General features: G+C 65.6%; 18 protein-coding genes and 1 tRNA gene. 5 read left to right on the forward strand and 14 right to left on the reverse strand.

From position 1 onward, the window contains the following. Positions 1 to 128: 128 nt before the first annotated feature. The gene (locus ACH2CY_RS28120; protein ID WP_395023350.1) at positions 129 to 1,820 is read right to left on the reverse strand and encodes an APC family permease; all 1,692 of its coding nucleotides are present in this window, start codon (positions 1,818 to 1,820) and stop codon (positions 129 to 131) included. Positions 1,821 to 2,218: 398 nt separating this feature from the next. Beyond that, positions 2,219 to 2,644, reverse strand: coding sequence for a universal stress protein (locus ACH2CY_RS28125; RefSeq protein ID WP_395023351.1), 426 nt, complete (start codon positions 2,642 to 2,644; stop codon positions 2,219 to 2,221). Between the two features lie 220 nt (positions 2,645 to 2,864). Between ACH2CY_RS28125 and ACH2CY_RS28130 the strand changes: the two genes are divergently transcribed. Continuing rightward, complete coding sequence (locus ACH2CY_RS28130; RefSeq protein ID WP_395023352.1) at positions 2,865 to 4,316, forward strand: sensor histidine kinase; 1,452 nt, start codon at positions 2,865 to 2,867, stop codon at positions 4,314 to 4,316. A gap of 1 nt (position 4,317) precedes the next feature. On the opposite strand, the gene ACH2CY_RS28135 is transcribed toward ACH2CY_RS28130, so the two are convergent. From ACH2CY_RS28135 to ACH2CY_RS28170, 8 genes are all read right to left on the reverse strand, one after another. Continuing rightward, the gene (locus ACH2CY_RS28135) at positions 4,318 to 4,617 is read right to left on the reverse strand and encodes a hypothetical protein (RefSeq protein WP_395023354.1); all 300 of its coding nucleotides are present in this window, start codon (positions 4,615 to 4,617) and stop codon (positions 4,318 to 4,320) included. After that, complete coding sequence (locus ACH2CY_RS28140; protein WP_395023355.1) at positions 4,614 to 5,300, reverse strand: hypothetical protein; 687 nt, start codon at positions 5,298 to 5,300, stop codon at positions 4,614 to 4,616. Before ACH2CY_RS28140 ends, ACH2CY_RS28135 begins: the two co-directional genes overlap by 4 nt. 60 nt (positions 5,301 to 5,360) lie before the next feature. Then, positions 5,361 to 6,803 (reverse strand): APC family permease, encoded by a 1,443-nt coding sequence (locus ACH2CY_RS28145; protein ID WP_395023356.1) that lies wholly within the window; start codon positions 6,801 to 6,803, stop codon positions 5,361 to 5,363. A gap of 1 nt (position 6,804) precedes the next feature. Further along, complete coding sequence (locus tag ACH2CY_RS28150; protein WP_395023358.1) at positions 6,805 to 6,972, reverse strand: hypothetical protein; 168 nt, start codon at positions 6,970 to 6,972, stop codon at positions 6,805 to 6,807. A 12-nt stretch (positions 6,973 to 6,984) separates the two neighbouring features. Continuing rightward, the gene (locus tag ACH2CY_RS28155; protein WP_395023359.1) at positions 6,985 to 7,419 is read right to left on the reverse strand and encodes a hypothetical protein; all 435 of its coding nucleotides are present in this window, start codon (positions 7,417 to 7,419) and stop codon (positions 6,985 to 6,987) included. Between the two features lie 17 nt (positions 7,420 to 7,436). Continuing rightward, the gene (locus tag ACH2CY_RS28160; RefSeq protein WP_395023361.1) at positions 7,437 to 7,715 is read right to left on the reverse strand and encodes a hypothetical protein; all 279 of its coding nucleotides are present in this window, start codon (positions 7,713 to 7,715) and stop codon (positions 7,437 to 7,439) included. A 202-nt stretch (positions 7,716 to 7,917) separates the two neighbouring features. Then, on the reverse strand, positions 7,918 to 8,910 hold the full coding sequence (locus tag ACH2CY_RS28165) for an NAD(P)H-dependent glycerol-3-phosphate dehydrogenase (RefSeq protein WP_395023362.1): 993 nt from the start codon (positions 8,908 to 8,910) through the stop codon (positions 7,918 to 7,920). Continuing rightward, positions 8,907 to 9,932, reverse strand: a complete 1,026-nt coding sequence (locus tag ACH2CY_RS28170; RefSeq protein WP_395023373.1) for a proline racemase family protein — start codon at positions 9,930 to 9,932, stop codon at positions 8,907 to 8,909. Before ACH2CY_RS28170 ends, ACH2CY_RS28165 begins: the two co-directional genes overlap by 4 nt. Positions 9,933 to 10,005: 73 nt before the next feature. Between ACH2CY_RS28170 and ACH2CY_RS28175 the strand changes: the two genes are divergently transcribed. Together ACH2CY_RS28175 and ACH2CY_RS28180 are read left to right on the forward strand one after the other, a co-directional pair. After that, entirely contained in the window at positions 10,006 to 11,019 is a 1,014-nt protein-coding gene (locus ACH2CY_RS28175; RefSeq protein WP_395023363.1) for an ABC transporter substrate-binding protein, read from the forward strand. Between the two features lie 103 nt (positions 11,020 to 11,122). Continuing rightward, positions 11,123 to 11,551, forward strand: coding sequence for a universal stress protein (locus ACH2CY_RS28180; protein WP_395023364.1), 429 nt, complete (start codon positions 11,123 to 11,125; stop codon positions 11,549 to 11,551). 26 nt (positions 11,552 to 11,577) lie between these two features. Here the strand turns inward: ACH2CY_RS28180 and ACH2CY_RS28185 are convergent, their stop codons facing one another. Genes ACH2CY_RS28185 through ACH2CY_RS28200 form a run of 4 tightly spaced genes read right to left on the reverse strand, consistent with a single transcriptional unit; the run spans position 11,578 to position 15,305 of the window. Then, positions 11,578 to 12,711 (reverse strand): ABC transporter permease, encoded by a 1,134-nt coding sequence (locus ACH2CY_RS28185; protein ID WP_395023365.1) that lies wholly within the window; start codon positions 12,709 to 12,711, stop codon positions 11,578 to 11,580. A 13-nt stretch (positions 12,712 to 12,724) separates the two neighbouring features. After that, positions 12,725 to 13,663 carry an ABC transporter ATP-binding protein gene (locus ACH2CY_RS28190; protein ID WP_395023366.1) on the reverse strand — a complete coding sequence of 313 codons (939 nt, stop codon included), beginning with the start codon at positions 13,661 to 13,663 and terminating at the stop codon, positions 12,725 to 12,727. Beyond that, positions 13,660 to 14,607, reverse strand: coding sequence for an HlyD family secretion protein (locus ACH2CY_RS28195; protein WP_395023368.1), 948 nt, complete (start codon positions 14,605 to 14,607; stop codon positions 13,660 to 13,662). The genes ACH2CY_RS28190 and ACH2CY_RS28195 overlap by 4 nt, the downstream gene beginning before the upstream one ends. Before the next feature lie 5 nt (positions 14,608 to 14,612). Then, positions 14,613 to 15,305, reverse strand: a complete 693-nt coding sequence (locus tag ACH2CY_RS28200; RefSeq protein ID WP_395023370.1) for a TetR/AcrR family transcriptional regulator — start codon at positions 15,303 to 15,305, stop codon at positions 14,613 to 14,615. A gap of 190 nt (positions 15,306 to 15,495) precedes the next feature. Between ACH2CY_RS28200 and ACH2CY_RS28205 the strand changes: the two genes are divergently transcribed. Continuing rightward, positions 15,496 to 16,230: a GNAT family N-acetyltransferase gene (locus ACH2CY_RS28205; RefSeq protein WP_395023372.1), complete on the forward strand. Its 735-nt coding sequence runs from the start codon at positions 15,496 to 15,498 to the stop codon at positions 16,228 to 16,230. 56 nt (positions 16,231 to 16,286) lie between these two features. Beyond that, positions 16,287 to 16,363: transfer RNA gene (locus ACH2CY_RS28210), tRNA-Arg, on the forward strand. Positions 16,364 to 16,500 lie beyond the last annotated feature (137 nt).

The following is a 16,500-nucleotide window of genomic DNA, read 5'->3' on the forward strand; positions in this document are numbered from 1 at the left end:
TCGACTGAACGGGGTGGTGCGCGCATTCTTATGCACGTTCATCCGGGCCCCCAGAAAGACGCTGTTTGCTTCGCAACAACCAGCTTCCTCCGGTCGGCCCGGGTGAACAACCTCTATAGCAACGACAGCTAGAGCGTGAAGATCCAGTTCGAGATCAGCACGACGGCGATGCCGCCGGCCAGGGTCACGTAGGGCAGGACGCCGGCGCGCTTCTCGCCGAGTCCGTGCTCATCCTTGACGCCGAGATCCGCCAGCATCCGCGCCGGGAACTTGCCGCCGTCCTGGACATAGTGGCGGAAGGCAAAGACCGGGAAGATCAGCGCCGCGAAGGCCAAGCCCCACCAGAGTGCGTTCGGGTTCCAGACCTTGGCACCCGCCCCCATGAACATTGCGTTCACGTAAGCGAAGATCGCGCCCAGGGCGAGGATGATGGTCGGCGCCTTGTAGGGGCGCTTCACATGACCTGCATCCATGCGATGGATCCAGCCGGCGTTGAGGTTCAGGAAGTTGAAGATGATGTAGCCGCAGTTCGAAACCGCCAGGATGAAGTAATAGGCGGTGGCGTCCGAGGCGGCGAACGTGAGCAGGATCAGGTTGAAACCAAGATCCGTCCACATCGCTCCGGTCGGCGCGCCGTTGTGGTTGACGTGGCTAAGATACTTCGGCAGCCAGCCATCCACGGAACCCTGGTAGAGGGTGCGGGAAGAACCCGCCATCGCCGTGATGATGATCAGGATCAGCGAGGCGATCATCAGCGCGACCATCAGGTAGTGGATTCCAGCGCCGGTGCCGCCGACCATGTCCGCCATCGCCGAGGCGACGCCGGTGCCGGCCACGATGCCGCCATCCAGCATACCGGTCAGCCCCAGATAACCCTGGAAGGTGATCGGCACCAGGATGAAGAGCAGCATGGCGAGCAGGCCGGAATAGAAGATCGCCTTGAAGGTGTCGGTTTCCGGATTCTTGAACTCGCTGGTGTAGCAAACCGCGGTCTCGAAACCGTAGGTCGACCAGGCGGCGATGAACATGCCGCCCAGAACCAAGGTCCAGCCGGTGATGTTCCAGGCGCCGGGCTCCGGCGCATAAGCCGCCGCCAGCGGAACGAAGGGCGAGAAGTTCTCGGAATGGAAGTTGCCGTTAAAGAACGGCACCAAGCCGACGATCAGCAAGGTGATCACGATCACCAGTCCGACCACGGTCTGCACCTTGGCAGTGCCGAGAATGCCACGGTGCTGAATGGCGAAGGCGATCAGCATCAGGATGGCACCGATAATGAAGGTGGCACCGAACGAGATATCAACCAGGCCCGGAATGCTGAAGCTGAGGGCCGACCAGTTGTGCAGCGGCATCAGAAGGGCGGTCGCTCCGGCTTCGTCAACCGGCGTTCCGGCAGCCGTCATTTCGGCGATCTTTGCAGCGATGGCTTCAGCAGCCGGCGCATGCTCGAAAGCATCCATGATGTAACCGGCGGCGATGGCCGAACCGAGCGAGAGCACCGGCGACCAGGCGAACCAGTTGCACCAGACCGAGAGCGGCGCGATGAACTTGCCGTATTTCAGCCAGGCCGCGGCGCCATAGACCGAGGCGCCGCCCGACTTGTTGGGGAATAGGCCGGCGATCTCGGCGTAGGTGAAGGATTGGATGAAACCCATCAGCATCGACACGATCCAGACCGCATAGGCGGGGATGCCGACCGTGCCGGCGATGCCGCCGATCGAGAACAGGACGAGCGCGGGGACGCCGCTCGCAACCCAGAATGCCCCCTTCCAATCAATCGTGCGGTGCAGGTTGGCGCCTGACCCTTCGGTAATCGCCGTCATCGAACACTCCCTCGTTCAAATGGTCTTCGTTTGGGTCTCGCCCCCGGGGCGGTGACCGGCCGCGGCGGGGCTGAATCTTTGCAAAAAGCAAAGACCCCGGAACGGCTCTCGCCTCCGGGGTCGCAACTCACGTCACGGTCTTGTCCAAAAGATGGAGAAGGCAGCACCAGGACTGCCGCGGCCCGTCATGCGGCCGGCAACCGATTGAATCGGTCCAAGGCACCGATGGTAACTCAGCCAAGCGACCTTCCCCCTCGCCGACCAGTCATCGAAGCACGTGTGACTATGATGCGACAAAATGACCGCCCAATCCAGCACAATCATTCAATTTTGGTATTGAATTGGTTGCGACTGAACTAGGAACGGTATCCGTTTGGTCAGAAAGCTGACTGGCCCACCTAGCGGACGATCGTGACCGGGCAATGGGCGCGGGTGACGATGTCCTCGGCGACCGAGCCGACCAGATGGCGTTTGATCCCGGTGCGGCCCACGCTGCCGGCGATGATGTGGTGGTAGCCGTTCTTCTCGGCATAGGTCACTACCGCCGACGCGATGTCGGAACTCATGGCGCGCACGCAGGTGACGCGTTTCAAACCGTCCCGCAGCGCGCGTTCCAGTGCCATCAGCAGCGGCTTATCGACCGGCAGATCCTTGGCCGCGATCTTCGCCTCGTCCCAGCTGATGTATTTCAGGTCCGGCCCGTCGGTGACGGTGATGAAAGCCAGGGGCTGATTGAGTTGTCCCGCCCATTGGATGGCTTGAATCACGGCTTTCTCGGAAGGCGCCGAGCCGTCGGTTGCGCAGAGGATCTTCTGATCGGCCATGCCAATGCGGGCTTGCGATTGCGAGTCGACGGGTCGGAGTCTAGCAGATTTGCTGCGGCCCCGCGCGGGTGCAGACCCGGCGCCGCATCCTCGGGCTTGCAACCGGCGCGGGGCGGATTGACAGGTGCGGGATTGTTTCCCACCATCCGGTCATTCCGGATTCCGCGCATCACCGGCTAGCCGGACCGCGCGCGAGCCGGACGGGGACAAGGCATCGTCGATGGAAAGCGTCATCGTCCTCTGGTCCGCGGCCGCGGCCGCCGCCATGGTGCTGGCGGTATTGTGCGGCCTGATGTGGCTGATGGACCGGCGCGACACCGCCAGCCTGATGCTCTGCATCCTCGGCATCTCCACCGCCGCCGCGGCCTATGTCGAGCTCGGCCTGATGCATGCCCGGACGCCGGAGGAATTCGGCGCCTGGATCCGCTGGTACCACCTGCCGCTGTTTCCGGCTCTGGTCGCGCAGGTGTTCTTCGTCCACTTCTATCTTGAAAGCAGCACGAAGTGGCTGATGTGGGGTGTCGTCCTGACCCGCAGTTTCATCTTCATCGCCAATTTCCTGCTGCAGCCGAACTATCACTTCTCGAGCATCGAGAGCGTCCATTTCGTGTCGGTGCTGGGCGCCCAGGTGTCCGCGATCGAGCACGCGGTGCCGCGCCGCGGCCTGCAGTCGATCGCCGTGCTGAGCCTGTTGCTGCTGTTCCTCTATGTCATGAGCGCCGCAGTCCGCTGCTGGCGCAAAGGTGGCGCCGAGCAGCGGCGCAGGGCGCTCGCGGTCGGGCTGGCCGAGGGGCTGCCGATGCTCCTCACCATCCTCTACGGCCAGCTGGTCATTTTCGGCGTGCTCGGAGGACCGATCTCGAACATCCCCTGGTTCCTCGGCGCGCTGCTGATCATGGGCTACGTCTCGGTGCACGATTTCGTGCTGAGCCGGCGGGCACGGCTGGAGGCGGCTGAGCTGCGCAGCCAGCTGGCGCAGATCGAGCGGATCAACCTGCTGGGGCGGCTGGCATCGGCGCTGAGCCACGAGCTCTCGCAGCCGATGAGTGCCATGTCCCTGAACCTGGGCGCAGCACTGAAGCGGCTGAAGCAGGCGCCGCCCGATACCGCCGAACTCGCGGCGATCCTGAACGACGTCGATAACGACAACGACCGCGCCATCGATATCATCAAGCGGATCCGGCAGCTCTTCAAACAGCGCGCCATCGAGCTCAACCCGATCCGGGTCGAGGACGCCGTCAAGAACGCGGTCTCGCTCGCCGAAGCCGAGGCGAAGGCCAAGAGCGTCGCGCTGCAGTTGGGCATTCCGCCGGGGCTGCCGCTGGTCTCGGGCGATTCAATCCATCTCTCGCAGGTGCTGCTCAACCTGCTGATGAACGGCATACAGGCGGTTCAATCCCGCCCGGCCGATGCGCGGCAGATCGTCATCGAAGCCCGCGCCGACCTGGCCAAGGGCGAAGTGGAAGTCTGCGTTCGGGATTCAGGCCCGGGCGTGCCCGGCACCATCGTCCACCGAATCTTCGATCCGCTGTTCACCACCAAACCCGAGGGCATGGGGATGGGCCTGGCGATTTCACACACGATCATCGAGGCGCATGGCGGAAGGCTCTGGGTCGGCAAGGACGCCGGGCAGGAAGGCGCGGCCTTCCACTTCACCTTGCGGGCTGCCTAGTCTAGGCGCCGGTGCCGCGGCCGGCGTGAAAGCGGGTCCAGCGGAAGCGCGCGATGCGATAGGCATCCAGGACCGAGACCGCGTAGATGATGAGGCCACCGGAGAGCTTGCCGATCGGGCTCACCTCCGGTCCGGTGATCCGCCAGGTGATCCAGCCGAGGATGAACATGAACCAGGCGAACATCACGCCGCGCTGGACGTTGCCGACCGCCCAGTGCCCGCTGCCCGGCGCCAGGGCCGCGATCAGCAAGACCAGATAGGGATGCATGGGCGCGCGGGTCTCTGGCGTGGATTCGCTCATGCGGCGGCTCCGTTGCTGTGCGGCGCGGCGGGTTGCTTCAGGTCCTCTGCCAGCGCGATCGCAGCGTCGAGCATGGCGGCGAGCTGCTGGCGGGGAATGCGCACCGGCCCGAACAGCGCTTGGCGCAGCACCAGGTATTCGGCGCGGGAGCCCTGCGCCGCCTGGCGGACCAGGCGCACGCCGCGCGGGGTCACCAGCAGCTCCTTCATCCGCAGGTCGTCGAACACGCCGATATGCCGGGTGAGGATGTGTTCGGGCGGCATCGCGTCGGGATCCTCGCATTTCACCGTCAGGTGATCGGGCCAGCCGGCGGGCAGCTTCAGAACGTGGTTGAAATCGCCGTGCGGCGAGAAGAATTCGACGTTGTGGGCGCGGGCCATGACATCGCAGGGTCCGGGCACCGGCAGGTCGGCCAGCAGGGTGACGCGCAGCCAGAGCGAGGGCAGCTTGCGCACGGCGATGTGGTCGACGATGGCATCGACCGTCACTTCATAGCCGCGGTAGCGGCCGCGCAGCTTCGGATACTCGTTGGCGGCGCGGCTGATTTCGGCGTCGCCGAGCAGGCCGCGCACGTCCTCAAACAATTGAGCGCGCTCGCCCTCGAAGCGGCGCTTGTCGCGGCGGTAGATCCAGGCCAGGACCGCGAGCGCCGCGAGACAGGCTATGAGAACGTCGATGCGCATGGAGCCATCATAGCAAAAGGCCGGGCAAATGCCCGGCCTTCGTTACGCATAGGACCGCGATCAATAGCCCTGGGGCTTCGGCCAGTTCATGGTGAACTGATCGGCGCGCCGGACGTATTTGTAGCGGAACAGGTGGAACCACAGCGAGACGATCCAGTAGAAGGCCATCATCGCCAGGAGCTGGCGGCCATAGCCGAGATAGACCGCGAACATGGTGGTGATGCAGAGCACCAGCAGCACGATCGCCGGGATCGGGTGGAACGGGTGCTCGAAGCCGCGGCGGATCGTGCCGACCGGCCAGTATTTGCGGAACAGCCAGATGTTGATCGGCATGAAGGTGTAGTTCAGCAGGCCGGACAAGATCGAGAAGGTGATGATCTGGGCCAGCGGAACCTTGAGCGCGAAGATCGCCGCGATCGGGATCAGGAAGATGATCGCCCGGAACGGCGTGCGGTACCGCGGGTGCACCGCGCCGAACCAGGCCGGCAGATAGCGATCGCGGCCCATGGAGAACCAGGCGCGCGCCGCGTCGTTGATGCAGCCATTGGCCGAGGCGATCGCCGAGAACAGGGTGCCGATGAAGAGGATGATCTCCATGGTCGGCCAGTTGATGATCTTCGCTGCGTCGTAGAGCGGCGCCAGTTCAAGATCCCAGCCGACATATTCCCAGGGCAGCAGCCCGCAGGCGATGTACCAGGTGAGTGCCGCGGCGATCAGCAGGGTGATGATGCCGGTCATGGTGCCGAGCGGCAAGGCGCGGCCCGGCGAGCGGACTTCTTCGGCGGCCTGGCAGGTGCCCTCGATGCCGAGATAGTACCAGATGCCGAAATGCAGCGCCGCGATCACGCCGATCCAGCCATAGGGCAGCGGAGTCAGCAGGTCGTGGTGCAGCAGCGCGGCGTCGGCATGGCCGAGCGCAGTCGAGAACAGGGTGCCGAAGAACAGGATCAGGATCGAAGCAAACGCGGCCGCGGTGATGATGAAGTTCACCGTCAGGGTCATGAACACGCCGCGATAGTTCAACCAGGCGAGCGAGACCAGGGTGAAGACGGTGAAGGCCCACCAGAAGTGATCGGTGTCCGGCCCGTATATCCCGAGCGGCTCCGCCGGGTTGAGGCGGTTGACGCCGATCTGCACCAGGAGGCCGGCGACCTGGACGTCGGCGGCTTCCAGCATGGTATAGGCCAGCACCAGGTAGAGGCCGACGTTGAAGGCCATCAACGGCCCGATCGTGTGCTTGGCCTGGGCATACTGGCCGCCGGCCGCAGCGACCGTCGAGGTCACCTCGGAATCGATCATGGCGACGCAAGTGTAGAGCAGGCCGATCACCCAGGCGGCGATCAGCGCGCCGAAGGCGCCACCCTTGCCGACCGCGTAATTCCAGCCCATGAACTCGCCGACCAGCACGATGCCGACGCCGAGCGCCCAGACATGGACTGGGCCCAGCACCTTCAGCAGGTTGAGGCTGGCGCCCTTCGGCTGTGTGGATGCGATGTCGGCCATGTCAGTGCCCCCGCTTCTGCTCGGCGGCGAAGAGCTCGTCCACGCCTTCCTTCGAACTCAGCAACTGCTCTTCGGAATATTGAGTCCCGACCTTCCAGGCGTCGGCCACCATCCAGAGCAGCATGATCGCCGACAAGCCCCAGGCGATGTATTCCAAGATCTGCCACATGGCTTCCGCCCCCTATTCGAATTTTTCGCGAATGACTTCGCGGTATTCTTTCTTCGAGGCCCAGAGCACGAAGACGTAGTAGCCGAGGATCACGATCGCCGTCAGCACCAGGCCCATCACGTCGATGGTGTATTCGAACGGCCGGGCGATGATCTCGACGGCGGTTTCCGGCGTATGCCCGAGCTTTTCCCATTGCGCGGCCATGGTGGGATTCTGGCCGAGGGTTTCCCAGGTCACGCCGGAGAAGGTGACCGTCTCGACGCCGTCGGCATCGGTCGTGGTGTTGACGGTGATCCCGTCGGTCGGCGCCTTCACGACCCGCGACGGCACCGCGATCTGCAGCCAGAGCGGCAGCCACAAGGCGGCGAAGACCAGGACCAATAGAAGGACGACGTCAAAAATCTGCCCGCCGCGGCTCTGCTGAGGCGGGTTGTAGCGCTGCGCCATGATCTCTCTCCTGCGCTCTAGCGACCGGCGTCGAGATGTTTGATGTCGGTGCCGTAGATGTGGGTCTTGTCGTGGCCGTAATGGCGCACCATGGCGCCGATCGAGGCGGTGTTGAACAGCAGCAGCACCGCCGCCGCGATCCAGCAGACGGTCTCGACCGCGGGGTTCGGGATATTGGCCCGGACCGCCAGCAGCACGAAGAGCACGGTCGCCCAGAGAGCGATCACGAAGCCCCAAGCAAAGATACGGTCTCTGGAATACATCGCGTCGATGCGCGACTCGAGGTCGTTCGCCATCTTGCTCTCCCCTCTTTCCTCCCGCGCAGCTTTGGCTGGCGCGCCGTTCGCCGGTATTCCGGTCGATCGGATTTCTTGCCCGTCCCAGTTCGCGATTCGCAGAACTGGGCATGGGAAAAGTCTTTTATCACCGGTAAAGGGAGTTTACTAGCCTGAAATCAATTTTCCTGGAAAGAAACACGCGCGACTCGCCGTTTGGCCGTTACGACTCGTGCTTGAGCGGCCGGGACAGCAAGCCGCGGATCTCGTCGTCGATGCTGGACGCGTCCTTTAGGATTCGATTGACCGCGAAGCTGATCGGCATGTCGACGCCGATGCGGGCCGCGAGCGTCGAGACCGCGGCCGCGGTGGTCACGCCTTCGGCGATGCTGCGGCGCGATGCAAGAATGTCGGCGAGCAGCTTGCCTTGCCCGAGATCAAAGCCCAATGAGGTGTTGCGCGATTTGAGGCTGGTCGCGGTCAGGATGAGATCGCCGATGCCGGCGAGACCCATCAGGGTCTCGGCACGTCCGCCTTTTGCAAGTGCGAGCCGCGCCACTTCCGCGGTGCCCCGGGTGATCAGCGCGGCGCGCGCATTCTCGCCCAGGCCCCGGCCGACCACGATGCCGCAAGCAATCGCCAGCACGTTCTTGATCGCACCCGCGACCTCGACGCCGATCGGGTCGTCCGAGCCGTAAGGACGAAACGCGCCGTGGGCCAGGGCGTTCATCAGCGCCTCGACCAGGTCGGGGCGGTCTCCCGCCAGGGCCACCGCGGTCGGCAGGCCGCGCGCCGCTTCCGCGGCGAAGCTCGGGCCGGAGAGGATGATGGTCGGCGCCGCGGCGAGCGCCTCCGCCGCGATCTCGTTCAGGAGCGCCCCGGTCTCGCATTCGATACCCTTGGCGGTGATCACCAGGGCGGCGCCCTTCCAGAGCGGCGCAGCCTTGTGGCAAAAGCCGCGGAAATGCTGCGCCGGCTGGGCATAGAGCACGGCATCGGCGTCGAGCGCGCAGCCGAGATCGGTCTCGATGCGGATGGCGGGATCGAGCGCGATGCCCGGAAGATAGGTCGTGTTCTCGCGGTCGCGCGCGAGCTCGGCGGCCTGTTCGGCGCGGCGAACCCAGAGCAGAGTCTCGCAGCCGGCGCGCTGCGCCAGAACACCGAGCGCGGTGCCCCAGGCGCCGGCGCCGATCACGGATATGCGCTGCATAGTCATTTGAGCAGGAACCCGCCGGCCAGCGGATCGTCGGGCTCGACGGTGAAGGCCGAGCGGCCGGTGTAATAGGCGCGCCCCGCCACCTCGGCGCGGATCGCGGCGAAGCGGCCGGCGCTGGTTTGTTCGGCGACGCGGCCGGTGAAGCGGCTGCCGGTGACGCTCTCGAAAATAAAGTGCGCCGACGCCAGCGCCGGGTCGCGCGCCACAGCGAGCGCGATGCGCGCGGTGACGCCGCTGCCGGTGGGCGAGCGGTCGACCTCGCGCTCGGCGAAGACGCAGATGTTGGCGCTGGCTCCATCTTGCGTGGCGCCGGTTTGGCCATCGGTCAGGATGGTGCCGTAGAGGAAGGCGAGATCGGGCGAGTCCGGATGGTCGAGCTGCACCTGCGCCTGCACCGCCTTGGTCACGCGGTCGGCGGCATCGACCAGGTCGCGGGTCGGCGACTTGCGCACGTCGAGGCCGAAGCGCGCCGCCGGCAGGAAGGCGTAGAAGGCGCCGCCATAGCCGATGTCGAGCGTCACCTTGCCAAAGCCCGGCACCTCGACATCCCGATCGAGCGCGAAGGCGAAGGCCGGCACGCTGACGAAGCTCACCCCGGCGGGAGCGCCGCCCTCGAGCGCCACCTTTACACGTACCAGGCCGCAGGGGCATTGCAGGTTGAGACGCGCGATCTCACCCTCGGCCTTGATCAGGCCGCGATCGAAGGCGTAGCGGCCGAGCGCGATGGTCGCGTGGCCGCACATCGTGCTGTAGCCTTCGTTGTGGATGAAAAGCACCGCCATGTCGGCTTCCGGATGATCGGGCTCGACCGGCAACACGCCATACATGTCGTAATGCCCGCGCGGCTCGAACATGATGAGGCTGCGGAAGCGGTCGAGGTTTTCCCGGGCGAAGCGGCGCTTGTCCAGCAGGGTCGCGCCCGCGATCGCCGGGTAGCCCGAGGTCACGATCCTGACCGGCTCGCCGCCGGTATGCATCTCCACTGTCTCGATCCGGGTCGCCGCGTCCGGGCTCAACTGCATGCTCAATAACCGTCTGCTTGATTTGCCTGGGTCCGGCTGTAGTCTCGCGCGGATCGAAAGGCAAGGGCGCGGCATGTTGAGACGGATTTTCCTGTTCGGGCTGGCGAGCCTGGTTCTGGCGCCCCTGATTCTGGCGCAAGAGGCGCTGGCTGACCCGGAGCAGAGCGTGGCGTTGACCGTGGCCCTGCCGGAAGGCCTGTCGCCGCGCACCGTCGGTTTCTATCTCGCCCAGGAGAAGGGTTATTTCGTGGCGGCGGGCGTCGCGGTGACCTTGACCGCGCCCGGCGCGGACCGCCGGTCGATCGACGCCCTGGCGCAGGCCAAGGCCGATCTCGCGGTGGAGCTGATGCCGATCGCCTTGAAGCGGCGCGAGGCCGGCGACAAGCTGGTCCACGTCGCGCAGATCTTCCGCAAGGCCGGGATGGAAGTCGTCTGCCGGCCGTCGATCGCCGAGCCGGCCGACTTGAAGAATCATGTGGTGGGGGTCTGGTTCGGCGGGTTGGAGAGCTCGTTCTATGCCTGGATCGCCGGGCTCGCCCTCAACCCGTTCGGCGGGCCGGGCAGCGTCACGGTGCTGCGGCAGAATTACGGGCTGCAATCCTTCCAGCGCTTCCAGTCGGATTGCATCACCACCTTCAACTACGCGGCACCCCTGGACTTCGCCGCGGCGAAGATCGCCTTCGATGGCTTGAAGACCTACGGCTACCAGGAGATCGGACAGGCGACCCTGGAAGACGGGCTCTATGCGCGCGAGGCGGATCTCGCGCAGCCGGAGCGGGTCGCGGCCTTTGCGCGCTTCCTGGAAGCGGCGCGGCGCGGCTGGCAGCTGGCGCATATCTCGCCCAAGGCCGCCTTCGATCTGCTGCGCGCCGATCCCAAGTTTGCCGCGGTCGATCCCATCCTGCTCCGGCAGGCGATCGACACTGTGGATGACCTGCTGGATCTCGAGAAGGGGCCGATGGGCAAGCTCGATCCGGACGCCTATGACCGCACGGTCAACCTGCTGCTGACCGCCGCACCCGACCCGGTGCTGACCCGCGCGCCCGCCGGCGCCGCCAGCGACGCGGTGGTGAAAGCGACGCGCTGACCGGCGACCGGTTGATTTCGATCAACGCGGGCGCGGGATCTCTCCCGTTATCCTCCGGCCGGCGCGGCTGGACCGCGCAGCTGCGAGAGGAATGGGTGTAATCATGGGCAAGCTTTACGTCTGCGCCGTGGATGGCTCGAAAGTCGCCGACCGGGCGGCCGCCTGTGCGGTCGATCTTGCGAAGTCGGCCGGCGCGCAACTCTGTTTCCTCAACATCAACGTGGTGCCGACCCGGTCGCGCAAAACCTATTTCTGGGACGCAACCCTGCTCGCCGCCGCCGAAGCCCAATCGCATGCCCAGCTGGCCGCCGCGGCCAAGGTGGCGAAGGGCGCCAAGTTCGGAAACTATGACTGCGTCATCGCCAGCGGCAGCAACGTCGCCGATGCGATCGTCGCCTATGCCCAGAAGCAGAAGGCCGATCACGTGATCGTCGGCACCGGCACGACCAACGAGCTCGCCCGGGTGTTCCTGGGCTCGGTCGCGACCGCGGTGGTTTCGCATGCGCCCTGCCCGGTCACCGTGGTGAAGTGACGAACGGGTAACGGCTTACCCGTTCGTCAATCCAGCGTGCGACGGTAGCGCAGCAGCGCCAGCGCCGATACCAGCAGCATGAAGACCAGGATCGGCCAGAGTTCCGGCCAGATCTCCACCCAGCCATTGCCCTTCAGCAGCACCCCGCGGATGATCCGCAGGAAATGCGAGAGCGGCAAGGTCTCGCCGATCCACTGCGCCCAGACCGGCATGCCGCGGAACGGGAACATGAAGCCCGACAGCAGCAACGAGGGCAGGAAGAAGAAGACCGAGAGCTGCATCGCCTGCAGCTGGTTGGTCGCCAAGGTCGAGAAGGTAAAACCGACGGCAAGGTTGGCGGCGATGAAGGCGATGGCGGCGATGCTCAGGATCGTCAGCGAGCCTTCGAACGGCACCTGGAACAGGAATTTCGCCGCCAGCAGGATGATCGCGACCTGGACATAGCCGACGAAGATGAAGGGCACGATCTTGCCCAGCATCACCTCGATGGGCCTGACCGGCATGGCCAGCAGGTTCTCCATCGTGCCGCGCTCGCGCTCGCGGGTCATGGCGAGGCCGGTCATCATGATCATGGTCATCGTCAGCACGACGCCGATCAGCCCCGGGACCACGTTGTACTGGCTGATGCCTTCCTCGTTGTAGCGGCGCTGGATGCGGAGCTCGAAAGGCGTCGGGTTCGGCGCGAGACCCGCCAGCGGGCCTTTGAGATCGTGCTGGAGCGCGCTGCGGTCGAGATTGGTGAGCGCCGAAACCGCGTTCACTGTCGCCACCGGATCGGTGGCATCGGCTTCGACCGCGACCGCTGGGCGCCGGCCGCGGATGAGGTCGTCGCTGAAATGCGGCGGGATGGTGATCGCGAACTGGATCTCGCCGGTCCGAAGCATCCAATCGGCTTCGCGTTCGGTGACCGGCGCGTCGCGGAAGCGGAAATAGTCGGTGTTCTCGATCGCCGAGACGATCGAGCGGGTGAAGGTCGAGTTCTCCCCCATCACCAGGGCGGCCGGCAGGTCCTTCGGATCGGAGTTGATCGCGTAGCCGAACAGCACCAGCTGCATCATCGGTACGCCGATCATCATGCCGAAGGTGATGCGGTCGCGCCGCATCTGCACGAATTCCTTCATGAAGACCGCGATGAAGCGGTTGAGGGAGAAGAGCTTCATCGGTAGTTGTCGCTCATTTGAAATTATCGGGGGCCCGGCCCATCAGGTCGATGAACACGTCCTCGAGGCTGGGCGCCACGCGCCGCCAGTGGAACTTCGGGTCGGCGCGCTCCTGCTCCGTCGCGGCATCGAGCGCGGCTTCGTCGCGGCCGCAAACGTGAAGCAACGCACCGAAGGGCGCCACCATGTCGACGCCCGGGCGCTGCTGCAACTGCGCGGAAAGCGCCGCAATCTCCGCGCCGTCACCCTGCCGCGGCTCGACCGACCAGGCGGAGAGATGAGCGGCGGCGATCACCTGCGGGACCGTACCGCGCGCCAGCAGCTTGCCGTAAGCGATGTACAGGATCTCGTGGCAGCGCTCGGCCTCGTCCATGTAATGGGTGCTGACCAGCACGGTCAGGCCCTGATGCGCCAGCGTGTGGATCTGGTCCCAGAAGTCGCGCCGCGCCTTGGGGTCGACGCCGGCGGTCGGCTCGTCCAGCAGCAGCAGCTTCGGCTCGTGCAGGATGCAGGCGGCCAGCGCCAGGCGCTGCTTCCAGCCGCCGGAGAGCTTGCCGGCCAGCTGGTTCGCGCGTTCGGCGAGGCCGAGCCGCTCCAGCGCCTGGTCGACGCGGGTGCCGATGCGGTCGAGACTATAGACCCGCGCCACGAAGACCAGGTTCTCGCGGATGGTGAGGTCCTCGTAGAGGCCGAACTTCTGGGTCATGTAGCCGACCTGGCGCTTGATCTGGTCGGCCTGGGTGCGGATGTCATAGCCGAGGCAGGTGCCGGTGCCGCCGTCGGGGGTAAGCAGCCCGCAGAGCATGCGGATGGTGGTGGTCTTGCCGCTGCCGTTCGGGCCGAGGAAGCCGTAGATCTGGCCGCGGTTGACCGTGAGGTCGAGGTCGGAGACGACCTCGCGCCCCTCGAAGCTCTTGGTCAGACCCCTTACGTCGATGATCGCCTCGGTCACGGCGCGGGACTCGCTTCAATCGGCTGGCCGGGATGCCAGGGCTGCGCTGTGTCGTCCGGACGCGCCTCGATCAGGTAGACCAGCTTGGCGCGGCTCTCGCGGCTGTAGATCACCGGCGGGGTGAATTCCGCGCTGGTGGCGATGAAACTGACCGTGGCGGTCTGGCCCGCCGCGCAGCCGTCGCAGGCGATGTCGAGCTTCTGGCCGATCTTGTAGGCGCCGAGCTGCGGCTCCGGCACATAGAGGCGCAGCTTCAGGTTCGGCGGCGGCAGGAGCTGCAGCACGGCGGCGCCCGCACTCACCTCCTCGCCGGCGCGGAAGAAGACGTCCTCGATCCGGCCGTCGGCCGAGGCGACGACCGTGCGCTGGTCCAGCGACCATTGCGCCGCGGCGAGCGCGGCTTCGGCTTCGGTCACGGCATGCGCGGCGGCGGCGATCTGGTCGGCGCGGGCCGGCAGCTTCGCGGCGGCGAGGCGCGCGGTGTATTCCGCGATATGGCCGCGGTCGGCGAGCAGCGCCGATTCCGCCTCGTCCACCTCCTCCTCGCCGACGATCTTGCTGGTCACCATCTTGCGCCGGCGCTCGACCCGCGGCACCGAGAGGGTCATCGAAGCCTTGGCCGCGTCGAGCTGGGCCTGGATGATCGCCAGCTCTTCCGTCCGTTCGCCGGTCATGAGGTCGGCAAGATTGGATTTTGCCTGGTCCAACGCGGCTTTGGCCTGGTCGCGCTTCGCGGTTTCGTCGGAGGCATCCAGGGCAAACAGCCTGGCGCCGGCAGCGACGCTGTCGCCGCGCTGCACCGCGACTTCCGTGATGCGGCCGCCGGAGACCGGGGCGGCGTAGATGTAATCGGCCTCGACATAGCCGAGCAGACCGCTGCTCGACGGCCGGTCGCAGCCGGCGAGCAGCAACAGCGCGGCAAGGAGAACCATCAGGCGGGGCATTCGTCTCACTCCCCTCTTTTGTCGGCGGCGAGGCCGCGCAGCAGGAATTCGCCGTGTTGCCGCAGCAGCGCGGCGAAATCGAAACGGCGGTTGTCGAGATGCTCGAAGGTGTTGCGCCAGAGTGCGGTCAGCAGGAAGGGTGCGATCACCAGCTTGGTGGTTTCCCAGGGGTCGACCTTGCGGAACTCGCCGCCGGCGATGCCGGCCTCGATCAGCTGGACCAGGCGTTGCCGGACCGGTTGGATGACGCTCTTCAGCCAGATCTGCGCCAGCTCCGGGAAGCCGGCGGATTCGGCGATGATCATTTTCGGCAGCGCGGAACGCCGCGGGTCATCCAGCATCCGGGTCATGAACTGGATCAGCTGGCGCAGGGCATCGCTTGCGGTCTCGGCCTTGGCGATGGTCTCGAGCTGCGCCAGCACGGGCACGCGCATCAGTTCGAGAGCCATCGCCTCGAACAGCGCCTCCTTGCTCTTGAAGTAGAGGTAGAGCGTGCCCTTGGAGACGCCCGCCTGCTTCGCCACGTCGTCGAGCTTCGCCGCGGCGAAGCCGCGAGCGCTGAACACGGTCAGCGCCGCGTCCAGTATCTCCGCCGGCCGCGCCTCGGCGCGGCGGCGCCAGCGCGGGCGCGGCGGCGCGGGTTGCTTCCTGCCGGCGCCTTTCTGGGCGGTGGGCTTCTTGATGGCGGGCTTCCTCAACGCTCTCTCCTTCGATCGGCGGGAATAAGCGCCTAAGCCGGGCCCGAGTCAATAAATAACTGACTAGTCAGTTATTAACGAGACGGACGGCAAGGGCTGGGCCGCGGCGCAATTTCGCTTGCTTTTCCGGGCCTTACCCGAGGAGAGTCGAAGCGGGACGAAGGGGAAGATTTCGGGGAAATCGGCTGTCATGGACCTGCTGCATAACGATCTCGGCCAGCCGATCGGCTTTCCGGTGCCGAACTGGACCCCGCGGGCCCAGCCGCCGCGCACCGCCCTGGAAGGCCGCTTCTGCCGGATCGAGATCCTCGACCCCGAGCGCCATGCGGCGGAGATCTACGAGGCCAATGTCGAGGACAGGGAAGGAAAGACCTGGACCTATCTCGGCTATGGCCCCTTCGCCAACTACGCCGACTATCGCGCCTGGGCCGATGCCGCGGCGAAATCCTCCGACCCGCTGTTCCATGCGATCGTCGATCTCACCAGCGGCAAGGCGGTCGGGATCGCGAGCTATCTGCGGATCGACGCCCAGGTCGGCGTGATCGAGGTCGGGCATATCCACTACTCGCCCGCCCTGCAGAAGACCTCGGCGGCGACCGAAGCCATGTATCTGCTGATGCGGCGCGCCTTCGACGAATTGGGCTATCGGCGCTACGAGTGGAAATGCGATGCCTTGAACGCGCCGTCGCGCCGCGCGGCGCTCCGGCTCGGCTTCCGCTACGAGGGCATCTTCCGCCAGGCGACGATGTACAAGGGCAGGAACCGCGACACCGCTTGGTATTCGATCATCGACCGCGAATGGCCGACCCTGAAATCGGCCTTCGAGGTCTGGCTCCGCCCCGGCAACTTCACCGAAGACGGCCAGCCCCGGACCCGGCTCTCCCAGCTCACCAACGAGGCGCTGTCCGGCGGCGGGCACCGGTAGAACGGTGTTTCCGGACCGGGCTTTCTGCTATAGAGACCGCGTCCAGAGCGTGCCGCGTCCCCGTAGCTCAGCAGGATAGAGCGCCGGTTTCCTAAACCGTAGGTCGGAGGTTCGAATCCTCTCGGGGACGCCAACGCCTTGCGTGTCCGGACCGGACACATAGGTAACAGGTCGTACTGGAGACATGGGTTACAACCCGGGGCCAAACGGGTTGTCTGTGGGTTGCAGGGTCTTTTGCTCCAGATCGATGAAGCCGAGATCGTAGCGCAT

Origin of the sequence: Dongia sp., assembly GCF_041905885.1 — a bacterium.
Lineage (GTDB): Bacteria > Pseudomonadota > Alphaproteobacteria > Dongiales > Dongiaceae > Dongia.